Here is an 11,142-nt window from a genome sequence, read left to right as displayed (position 1 = left end):
AGCCTTGCGGCCACCCTCAAGCAGCGCGACTGCGTCGCGCTTGAACTGCTCGTCAAAGGTGCGTTTTGTCGTTGTCGTCTTGTTCATGTCGGTTTGGGTTGTCACCCAACTTTTGCTGTCCACATAAACGAAGAAGGCTCATTCTACTGCCTATCTCTGGGTGAAATCATGCTCCTAGCAGCTTTGTAAAAGGATGCCCTTCGTTTTGGTCAATGCGCTCGGGCCGGCCCATGTGGGGGTAGATGAGCCGGGTGTGATCAATGCCCAGCAGATGCAGGATCGTCGCGTGGATGTCGTGGACGTGCAGTCGGTCTTCCACGGCATACAGGCCGAGTTCGTCCGTGGCGCCATGGGTCCGGCCGCCTTGCACCCCACCGCCGGCCATCCACATGGTGAAGCCCGTGGGGTTGTGATCGCGACCATCGCCCTTTTCACTCATGGGCGTGCGGCCAAACTCGCCGCCCCAGATGACGAGCGTCTCCTCCAGCAGGCCGCGCGCCTTGAGATCCGTCAGCAGTCCGGCGATGGGTTTGTCAACGGAGTGGCAGAGCCGCGAGTGTTTGGCCTCGATCCCGTCGTGGCTGTCCCACTTGCTGCCGGCACCGCTGTAGAGCTGAACGAAGCGCACGCCAGTTTCCACGAGACGGCGGGCGAGAAGACAGTTGCGGCCAAAGGTGGCGGTAGCCTCGTCGTCCATGCCATAGAGCTTTTTCGTGGTCTCGGTTTCCTTGGTCAAATCAACCGCGCCGGGCGCTTCGGCCTGCATCTGGTAAGCGAGTTCGAAGCCCCGGATGCGCGCCTCCAGTTCGGTGTTGCTGGCGCGGCTGGCGTTGAAATCACGATCAAGCGCACCTAGCAGATCGAGCTTTTCGCGCTGCTCGCGGCGATCCACGCCTTTGGGGTTGTCCAAGTATTTGATCGGTGTGCCGTCGGAGTGAAACTCCACTCCCTGATACACGGCTGGCATGAAGCCGTTGCCCCAGTTGCGCACACCGTTCACGACCGTGGCCTCACTGTCTTTGATGACGACAAACGCGGGCAGATTTTTGTTCTCCGTGCCGAGTCCGTAAGAGGCCCAGGCACCGAGCGAAGGGCGGCCACCAAAGAGGGAACCGGTGTTCATCGAGCACACACCGCCCGCGTGATTGATGCCGCTGGAGGCGCACGAATGGATCACGGCGAGGTCATCGGCATGACGGGAGACATGGGTGAACCAGTCGGATATCCACAAGCCGCCCTGACCGTGCTGCTTCCAGGTGCGTTTGCATTCAAGCAGAGGCGACTTTGCCTCTCCCGCCGCCGTGAGCGGAGTCTTGAAACTCGCGGGCAGTGATTGACCGGCCAGCCGGTTCAGCAGCGGCTTGTGGTCGAAGGTGTCGAGGTGGCTCGGGCCGCCTTCCATGAAGAGAAAGATGACGCTCTTCGCCCTGGCGGCGCGTTGTGGCAGGCGCACCGGCGCGGCCTTGGCCTCGTCGCCCATGAGCGCCGCAAGCGCGACGGCGCCGAAGCCGCAACCGGCAGTTTGCAGGAAGTCTCGGCGCGAGGTGGGGAGATCGTAGCGATGGCAGTGCATGGCCTTGGGAGAACGGGGTGATTTGACGACTTTAATGAAGGTAGAAGAACTGGTTCGTGGTCAGCAGCATCTGGCAGAGACCGGTCATGGCCTTGAGCAATGGGTCATCATCCTGCGCGGCCTGGGAGTCCGCCCCGCTCCAGGTGAACTGCGAGCTTGGCGGATCAGCGGCACGCCAGATGAAGAGGCCGGCATTCCATTTCTCGGGATCGGTGTTGAGCGCGTTGTCGGCGGTGTGGCCCGCCACGATTCGCAGGGCCTCGATCTGGCCGTCCCATTGCCGCGTCGGCGTGCGCTTGCTCAGACCGCCGAGGAAGATCGGTGAAGCGCCTTGGCTGATCTTCGAAAGACGGTCCATCGGCACCACGGCGGACTGCGCAGCGGCCCCGGGCGTGTCGAGATCACGCACGGTGAAGGTGACGCTGTGTCGGGCGCTGGAAACCTGCACCGCGATGTGATAGCGGCGGCCCACCTCGATGTGGATGTCAGAAGCCACGACCTGATAGCCAATGTTCGCATTCTCGTCCTCGCCAACCAATTGCATGAGGATGTTGCGCGGCTTGTAACGCGACTTTTGACCGGTGACATCAATGCTCCAGCCAAAGGATTCCAGGCTGGCCTTTCCGCCATCCCAATGCGAGACCAGGGTGCGCAGCTCGGCATTCACATCGACGCTGTCGAGCTTCACGATGGATTCGACGGTGAACTCGTCGCCCTCCCTCTCGCTGGCACGCACGAGCAAACGTTCATGTGGGCTGTTGAACTTAAATCCCCTGCCAGAGTCGCCACTTTCAGCGACTTCGGTGCCGGGGGCGGCTGGCTTGGCCCTGCCCATTTGCGTCTGGAGGAAAGCATTCGCCGTGGCCCGCTCCTTCTCCGTGGGGAGTCGTCCCAGCACTGCCAGCCAGACGTCGTCGATGCCCTTCACGCTTGAAGCGAGCTTCCGAGCGCGGGCGCGCACCCAGTCGCCATTGAGCAGTTGCAGCGCCTGTGTCGGCGTCGTCGTGCTCTGCCGCTCGGCGGTGCTCGCAAAACCGGCCGGCATGTCGAGAGCGAGCAGCAGATCGTTCGGGCTGTTGCGCTTCTTCCGCGTGTAAACCGAGCGGCGTGTGCCATTGCCGTCGCTGGCAGGTCCTCCGGCCGTGAGATCGAGTTCGCCGCTGACCGCCAGCATGGCGTCGCGCACCTGCTCCGCATCCAGGCGGCGCGGATTGAAGCGCCACAGATAGCGGTTCGCTGGATCGACCTTTGCCGCCGTTTCATCCGGCTCGCGCCGCGCTGTCTGACGATAGGTGGCAGAGAGCATGATCTCGCGATGCAATGCTTTGAAATGCCAGCCTCCAGCCACAAACTTCGCCGTGAGAAAATCGAGCAGTTCGGGATGCGACGGCGGCTCGCCCAGCGTGCCAAACTCACTGGCTGACGAGACGATGCCGCGTCCAAAATGATACTGCCACACACGATTCACGATGACGCGTGTGGAGAGCGGGTTGTCCGCCCGCGTGATCCAGTCGGCGAGCGCCCTGCGGCGTCCGGTGGAGGTCTGCGTCGGCGTGATCTTTGGCGGCTTCGGGTCCACGATGGCAAGGAAGCCGGGTTCGATCGCCAGATCGCCCTTGCGTGTCATCAGCCTGTTGGCAGGCGCTTCCGGCCCCGCATCCGTGGCCACAAAGGCATCAGCCAGTGGTTTCGGTTTCAGGTGCTGGAACTTGTTGAGTTCATCCTTGAGCGCCTTGTATTCCGCCTTGGCTTCTTCACTCTTGATGTCCTTCATCGGGTCAAATGACCCGCGCGCGAAATCCAACTGGCGCTCACAGAGTCCGGCGAGCTGTTTCTCCAGCGCATCACGCTGGTCCGCGGGCTTGAACGTCATCGCCTGCAAGTCCTCGGTGAAACTGACGCGCCAGGTTTTCACCCGCGCGTCGATGTCTGGCTTGGTGAGCGCATCCATCTTGGCGCGGATTTCAGCCGTGGCCGCCTCCCACCTGGCCTCCTGCTCATCAAAGGCCTTCTTCTCCGCCGGAGTGGCCAGCTTCAAATCGTCGCGCCAATGCACCGGCGTGAAAAAGGCGCGGAGGCGGTAGTAGTCCTTTTGGAGAATGGGATCGAACTTGTGGTTGTGGCAGCGCGCGCACCCCATGCTCAGGCCGAGGAACAGCTCGCCTGCGGTGTCCGTCATGTCGGTGAGAATCAAGTCCCACTGACCGCGCACATCGCGCAGATTGTATTCATACACCGGATGACGCAGGAAGGCGGTGGCGACGAGCACCGCTGGATCATCCGGGGCGATTTCATCGCCCGCGAGCTGCTCGCGCACGAACTGATCGTAGGGTTTGTCGTCGTTGAACGATTGGATGACGTAGTCGCGATACGGCCAGGCATGGGGACGATAGGCGTCCTGGTTGTAACCATCACTCTCCGCGTAGCGCACGAGATCCAGCCAATGCTGCGCCCAGCGTTCGCCATAGCGCGGGCTCGCCAGCAGCGCATCGACCAGCTTTTCATAGGCGCGCGGATCTTTGTCGTTCACAAAGGCGTCCATCTGATCCTTCGTCGGCGGCAGGCCGTGAAGGTCAAAATACACGCGTCGCGCCAGTTCATGCCGGTCCGCCTCGGGTGCGGGCGTGAGCTTCCGTTCATCACGCTTTTCCGCGATGAAACGGTCAAGGTCATTGCGCGCCCATTGCCCGCCCGCCTGCGGCGGCGACACCTTCGCCACGGGCTGAAAGAACCAGTATTTGCGCTGCTCCTCCGTGAAGCCGCCCTCGGTCACCACCACCTTCTTCAAGGCATCGTCGGGCCACGGCGCCCCCATCTTGATCCACTTTTCCAGAATCGCGATCTCGGCGTCCGGCAGCTTTTTCTTGGGCGGCATCTGGAAGTCATCGTTCGCATAGCGCACCGCTTCGATGAGTGCGGACTTTTCCGGCTTCCCCGGCACCAAGGCAGGGCCGGTGTCGCCACCCGATTTCAGATAGCCAATATGGTCCACCCGCAGGCCGCCCTTCTGCTTTGTGTTGCTGTGGCATTCATGGCATCGGTTCACCAGGACGGGCCGCACTTCCTTCTCAAAGAAAGCCAGCGCCACACGCTGCGCATCATCGTCCGCCATTGCCACGGTGGTAGTGGCAGCCATCCAGAGAAGCAGATGAGTTAAACGTGTCGGGTTCACTTTGAAAATGGGTTGAAAACGTTCACTGGCACGGCGTGCTCACCCGTCTTGCCGGGACGTCCATTCCTGGCGCGGGAGGCTGCTGTCGGCATGGTCCCCGAGGCTTGCGGGGCATACCATTCGATGGAGTCTTTGATGTGCTGAGCCATCACTTTGGCGGCCATCTCCGGCTGGCGGTCAGCCAAAGTTTTGAGCACCTTCGCGTGCCCCATCACGCTGAAGCGGCGGAGATCGGGGGCCATATTTTGCTGGAGGCTGTGGATGTGGGTCAGCGCCATCTCGAACTGCCAGCGGACGCATTGCCAGAGCGTGACCAGCCGTTCATTTCCCCCGCACTTCATGATGTGTTCATGCATGGCGATGTCCAAGGCGCTGAACTTCACACCCGTCGCCGCCTTCTCCTGGGCGGTGATGCTTCGCTCGATCCATCGGGTGTCCTCATCGGTCCAACGGACCGCCGCCAGCCGAGCCCCCATCGACTCCAGGGCGATCCGGGCTTCGACGATTTCGACCACGTCCTTTTCCTCCAACATCCTGACGCGGGTTCTGCCGGTCGTCTCAAACTGAACCAGCCCCGCACGTTCCAGCTCGATCATCGCTTCCCGCACCGGCGCACGGCTGACCCCGAACCGTCCGGCCAGTGCCGGTTCCGCGAGCGCCTCACCCGGCTTGAACGTGCCGGAAATGATGTCACGACGCATCTGCGAGGCAATGTCATGGGCGAGATTGCGTCGGGGCTCAGAGCGATTCTTTGGCATGGTGCAGCAGTGTTAAAGTGTCGACAGTTCACAGCTACGGACAAAACTGTCGACACTTTCAATCAAATGCTTGGCCATTGCCGACGAGGTCAGTTCGCAATCGAAGCTACTGCGTGACCCATTCCAGATTGAAGCGCGCGCAGTCGATGGAGCTTTCGGCTTCATACAAACAAAGCACGGTGCCATCCGGCAGAACGGCGAGGTCGGAGTAGGCGGCTTTGCCGGGATCGAGGACTTTGTTCACCGGCCAGGTCTTGCCATCGTCGCGGCTGAGCTTGATGCAGAGATTCTCGCGCTTGCCACGACCGGCGGGAACTTCTTTACCGTCTTTGTCGAGCGGGAGGCGATGCGGATTGGAAAACAGCAGCGTGCCCGGCTTGGACGGATGCGAGACGATGCTGGCCATGCAGACCGGCTCCCAAAGCTGGTCATGAAACACCGGCTTGCTCCAGCCCGTGGCTCCATCCGCGCTGGTGGTGATGAGTTTGCGATTCGCCTGCGACACGCTGCGAGCGACGAGCATCACGCGACCATCGGACAACTCGGCGATCATCGTTTCGTTCGGATTGCCGAGATCGCCTTCGTTCGGCAGGCAGAGATCGCCGGCCTTCCAGGTCTTGCCGTGATCATCGCTGTAGATCGTGGCGGCAGCAGAGGGCTTGTGATCGCCTTCCTTGCCATAAGCCAGCCAGATCGGCACCACGAGCCGTCCGCTTTTCATCTGAATACCATGCCCCGGCCCCGTGGCGATGACCTTCCAGTCGTAATGCCGCCGAAACGGCTCAAACGTCGCCGTGATGTCCACGGGCGCGCTCCAGGTGAGGCCGTCATCGGTGCTGCGGATGGAGTAACAGCGCGCGTAGTTGATGCAGTAGAGAAACTCAATCGTACCCGTCTCGCGATCCACGATGGCGACGGGATTGTTCACCGTCTGCTCGCGTTCGCCGCCTTCCTTCTTGCGCGGATTGCCTTCCAGCCGTGCGCCGTGATGAGCGATGTGTTTGCCCGCCTCCCAAGTCTTCCCACCATCGGTCGAGCGCCGCAGATGAATCTCGATCTCGCCCCAGTCAGAGCTGTTATTCTTCCTCGCCTCGCTGTAAGCCAGCACCGTTCCCTTCGTGGTGACGACGATGCCCGGAATGCGATACCGCGCGATGCCGTTCATGCCGGGCGGGAAGACAGCAGACTTTTCCAGAAATGGTTCGGCGGCATGGAGTGCGCTGAAGAAGAAGGCACAGAGAAGAAGATGAAGTTTCATGGGGGATGAGTTCGGCGTGTGGTTGTTCGGCTTCGATTGCCAATCAAAGCTACTCCTCCGGTTCAGGGGTGAGTTTCAGCGCAAGGCTGCGGAAGTTTTTCACGCGGTGGAAGGTGGCGTGATCGGCATCGTGCTGGTTCGGTGCCTTGATGCTGCTGCGGGCGATGATGGCGAGGTCATCGCCATCAATGACAGGCCGCGCATACATGAAGGACTGCGAGATCTTGCCCGCTTGCGCCACGCAGCCCGCCTGAAACCAGTTCATGCCATCGACGCTGTATTGCAGCATCAGGAAGCGGCGGTCATTGCCTCCCAGTCCACTCGCGTAGCGGACATTGCCACGTTTTTCGCCCTCGCGGAACCAATCGAACGCGCCTTGCCCATCGACGACGAGGTTCGCCGTGGCCCAGAACATCTTTGACTGCTCATCCCAAATGACGCAGAACTTCAACTGCCCGCCGGGCATGGGATGAAACTGGGTGAACTTCAAATCAATCGGGCCGCCCTTGTCCTCAAAGTCCAGCACCGCGCAGAGTCCCGTCGTTGACTGGCGCTTGGGCTTCACGGTCATGAGCACGCGCAGCCTGCCCTGCACCTCGATGACGTTTGGCTCTAGATACTGGCTCGTGAGTTTGTCGAACTGCGGATTCGTCATCGCCTCAGGCACGCCGGGAAACGGCACGGGCTCGGACATGCGCCACGCCTTCGGATTCATCGGATCGCCGCTCAAATCACCCGCGATGACACGCGGTCCGCGCAACTTGCCGAGCGAAAGATCGTCCGTGGCCCAGTAGAGCCGGTCGGCGTGCTGCACCATGCCGGTGTGGCAGTTCCAGAAGTGGCCCGTGAACAACGTCACCGGCTCCGACCACGTCTTGCCGCCATCGGTGCTCTTGAGCAGCAGCAAATCGTCATTGCGCACCTTCGTGCCACCTTTGTTGGTGAGGAGATACAGCGCTCCGCCATGCAAAAAGGGCGCTGCGGAATAGTAGGGCAGTTGTGATGCAGGCTGCCACGTCTGACCGCCATCGCTGCTGCGCAGGATGTGCGTGACACTCTGCGTGGCCCGCCGCTCCTTGCTCCATTCCTCACGAGGAACCACCGGCACCACGGCAACGAGTGAGCCATCATCCAGTCGCACAAGGCCCGGACCTTCGACATAGCGCTCGCGATCTGGATTGTGAAAAACGATGCGGTAATCCTGCGCGAGCGGTTTTGTCTGCGCGTGAATGACCAGAGGCGTTAGCAGCAGGAAGGAGAGGAGAAGGAGCGATTTCATGATGGGGTGGAACAGTTTGCTGCCGGAGAGGTCAGATGGTCTTCCATCAATCGATCAGGTAGCTGTAGAGGTCTCCATTCTCCAGATGGAAGCGGAGGCGGATGGGCACGCCAGCAGGCAGGGTATCGGCATTCTTCCATTGGATGGCCAGCTTCACGGAATCCTGTTTTTCGATGACGCTGGATTCCTTTTCATATCCTTTGATGACCTGCCCGGCGGCGTCCAGCACCTCCACGCTGAGGCTGCCATTTTTGACATCGGCATTGATGAAGAGGCGCGTTCCTTCAGGGACAAACTCATGCGTTTCGATGATTCCCGGCTCCTGCTTCTTCTTTGGCCGCAAGGAAGCCAGCCCGTCGATCCGCCAAACTGCCCGGGCGATGGACTGTTGCTTTTCAGGCCCAAGCCCGCCATGAGGCGTGGTCACGGCAGTGTAATACATCCACATTTCATCACCGACGAAGACGGGGGTGTTGCAAAGGCCAAAGATGCTTCCGGCATCATAGGGATGCGGTCCCAATGGAATCACCGGACTCCTGTCGGAACACCGGTGCCAATGACGGCCATCACGGCTGTGGACCAACTGCACATCAATGATCCCCGTGGCGGAGCGTTTCCGTCCATCGACTTCATCGTTGCCAAACAAAGCGGAGGGAGGTTCGACCCGTCGAAACGGAGTGACAAAACCCAGCCACTGCCCCGCATAGGGAAAGGCGGAGAGATTGTAAAACTCCGAGTAGGTGCCGCCTTTCAGCTTCTTTGCCGCACGATTGTCCAGTTCATCCGCCACCATGACGGGCTGTGGCTCGGACCAGTTTTCCATGTCCTTGCTGACGGATAAAAAGACCTGCCGAATCCCCACCACACGCGGGTCACCCTGACGTTTGTGAAAGGCGAGGTATTCGCCGGTCACCGGGTCCTGCGACAGGGTGATGGTATCGCATCCCAGCAAAATGGGCTCTGGTTCGACGGTCCAACGCAGGCCGTCGGGAGAATAGGCCGCGTAGTAAAGGCGATGCAACTTGTCGCGATACCAATCCACCATTTCAAACTTGTCTTTGAGACGCTGGACTTTGGCATCATCCCTGTCCATGCCTGCATTGCCGACCGCCTTGTATCGCTTTTTGGGGTCTGTCTCGAACTTGTCCTCGATGATGCTAGGGCTGTGCAGATGGAGATCCGTCTCGTTCGTTTTACCCATGATCTTGAGAACGGGTCGCTCCCACTGAATGCCATCTTTGGAGGTCGCGAAAAGGACGCTGCCGGGGTCCGCATACCACATCCTGAAGGCACCCGTTTTTTCATCACGCAGCACCGTGCCGTAGATGTTGACGCGTTTGTCCAAGAACCCCTCCGTGTTCCGCACCTCCCATGGCATTTCTGCCTCCAGCACCGGACGGTCGAGTTTCTTGGCAGGGTGGACCACTCGTGTGACTCCCTGCTTCTTTTTGATCATCAGATCGTCCACGAAAAGCTGCTTCTCTCCTTTTTTCAAAGAAGGTGCTGACGGGCGTTTCACGATGGCATTTTGAGAAGACAAAAGTGCCGGAAGCAGCATGGCGCAGCTCAAGGTTAGCAGTGTGCTTTTGGCAGTGGAGGATCGTTTCATGGAGCTTCGGTTTTCTTCATCACAACATTCCCGGTCAGGACAGTGTCCGTGCCTTTGTCGGTGACGGGGGCAGCCGTCACATTGTCACGGATGATGTTATACCTGGCACCAGGGGCGATTTCGAGCGTGCCGTTGACATGGGTGTTGCTGCTCCAGATCCAGTTGCTTGCTTTCAGCATCATGTTGCCAGCCTGACGCAGCATGTTGCCCCGCACCACGACATGGCTTGAAGCCATCGTCTCCTGGGGTTCGGAGAGCAGCGCCCCCTCGCAGACATTGTCCGCAAAGACGATGTCCCGGATGGTGGTCCTGCCAGAGGTGCGCACATCGCAAAACTGAACATCCCCATCGAAGACATTGCCCGAGACGGCAATACCCTCATACACGCAGGAGAGCGCTTCGGGGCGGGTCACAAACCTTACGGTGCATTTGCCATGCGTGTGCTGGTTGCGAAAAATATTCCCCGTGACCACCACATCGCTGATTGTTGATCGCAAGGGCAGCGGCTCCGTGCGGAAGATCAGGCAGGGCAGCACCGCCTTCTTGGATACCTCCGGCATCGGCTCCACATGATTGCCACTGACGCGGATGTGATGCGAGCCTTCGGTGATGTTGATGCCCGTCCGGGTGAAATGGACGATGTTGTCGCGGATCTGCACGTTGCGACTGCCAAAGATCACCTGCGGTCCATCCACCACATTGACGATGTGATTGTCCGCAATGAGGCCGCCGTTGCATTCGGCCAGTTCGACCGCCTTGTTCCCGCAAGTCTCAATGTAGTTGTTATACACCTGCCAGTTTTTGAACTGGGTGGCCATGCGGTCGGCATCGAAGTAACCGGTGCGCACTTTTTCAGGGTCAACCGCCGCCTCTTTGGCTTCCTCTGCTGGGATGACATACTTGGCCAAATACATCGCTGTGGCCGCCTTGGTGCAGCCTGCCGCCTGTTTGGCATCATAGATCCAGCAATGACGAACAGTGATGTTGTCGCATGACAATAGGAGCGATTCCTTCTCATCCAAACGCGCATTGAAACCCATGATAGAACCGCCGCCGATGGCTTTGTCATTGCCGGTGTAGCGCAGGTGCTCGATCACCACATTGTGTGCTGGCACCGTAGCCGATCCGATCCGCACCGGGAAATAGCGCAGGTCATTCGGCGGCGTTTTCGGGTCCAAGTAGATGTGCGTCGCGTGCCCCTGTCCTCGCAGTGTGATGTTACTTTTAATGATGACCGTTTCATCATCCGCATGACGCGACAGTTTGAAGTCACCAGCTCCGAGCAAGACCACTCCGCCACCCGCTGAAGCGACCTTGTCTATGGCCTCCTGAAGGATGGAGTCGGCAATGGCATCAGGGCCTGGAGCTGGAACCCGCAGCTCAAATCCGCTGGCAGAAGCCAGGGGTTTGCCCTGCTCAGTCGGACCTGCGGCAGATGCCAGAGCGGCGTTGAAAAGGAGGAGGGTAGTGAGGAAAATGATCTGCTTCATAAC

General features: G+C 59.9%; 7 protein-coding genes. All 7 read right to left on the bottom strand.

All coding sequences use genetic code 11. The features are described from left to right. Nucleotides 1-166: 166 nt before the first annotated feature. The 7 genes from U1A53_RS12180 to U1A53_RS12150 all read right to left on the bottom strand — a co-directional run bounded on the left by U1A53_RS12180 (nt 167) and on the right by U1A53_RS12150 (nt 11,139). Complete coding sequence (locus tag U1A53_RS12180) at nt 167-1,573, bottom strand: DUF1501 domain-containing protein (protein ID WP_322281231.1); 1,407 nt, start codon at nt 1,571-1,573, stop codon at nt 167-169. A 31-nt stretch (nt 1,574-1,604) separates the two neighbouring features. Further along, entirely contained in the window at nt 1,605-4,709 is a 3,105-nt protein-coding gene (locus U1A53_RS12175; protein ID WP_322281228.1) for a PSD1 and planctomycete cytochrome C domain-containing protein, read from the bottom strand. A 32-nt stretch (nt 4,710-4,741) separates the two neighbouring features. Continuing rightward, entirely contained in the window at nt 4,742-5,503 is a 762-nt protein-coding gene (locus U1A53_RS12170; RefSeq protein ID WP_322281227.1) for a GntR family transcriptional regulator, read from the bottom strand. Nucleotides 5,504-5,609: 106 nt separating this feature from the next. Beyond that, entirely contained in the window at nt 5,610-6,761 is a 1,152-nt protein-coding gene (locus U1A53_RS12165) for a sialidase family protein (protein ID WP_322281225.1), read from the bottom strand. 49 nt (nt 6,762-6,810) lie between these two features. Then, the gene (locus U1A53_RS12160) at nt 6,811-8,040 is read right to left on the bottom strand and encodes a hypothetical protein (RefSeq protein WP_322281223.1); all 1,230 of its coding nucleotides are present in this window, start codon (nt 8,038-8,040) and stop codon (nt 6,811-6,813) included. 46 nt (nt 8,041-8,086) lie between these two features. Continuing rightward, a complete protein-coding gene (locus U1A53_RS12155) occupies nt 8,087-9,649 on the bottom strand; it encodes a hypothetical protein (RefSeq protein ID WP_322281221.1) in 1,563 nt (520 codons plus the stop codon). Then, complete coding sequence (locus U1A53_RS12150) at nt 9,646-11,139, bottom strand: right-handed parallel beta-helix repeat-containing protein (protein WP_322281220.1); 1,494 nt, start codon at nt 11,137-11,139, stop codon at nt 9,646-9,648. Before U1A53_RS12150 ends, U1A53_RS12155 begins: the two co-directional genes overlap by 4 nt. Between the last annotated feature and the right edge of the window lie 3 nt (nt 11,140-11,142).

This window comes from Prosthecobacter sp., assembly GCF_034366625.1.
In the GTDB taxonomy this organism is placed as follows: Bacteria; Verrucomicrobiota; Verrucomicrobiia; order Verrucomicrobiales; family Verrucomicrobiaceae; genus Prosthecobacter.
Note: the sequence above shows the minus strand (reverse complement) of the source record. Positions and strands in the feature narration are given on the sequence as shown.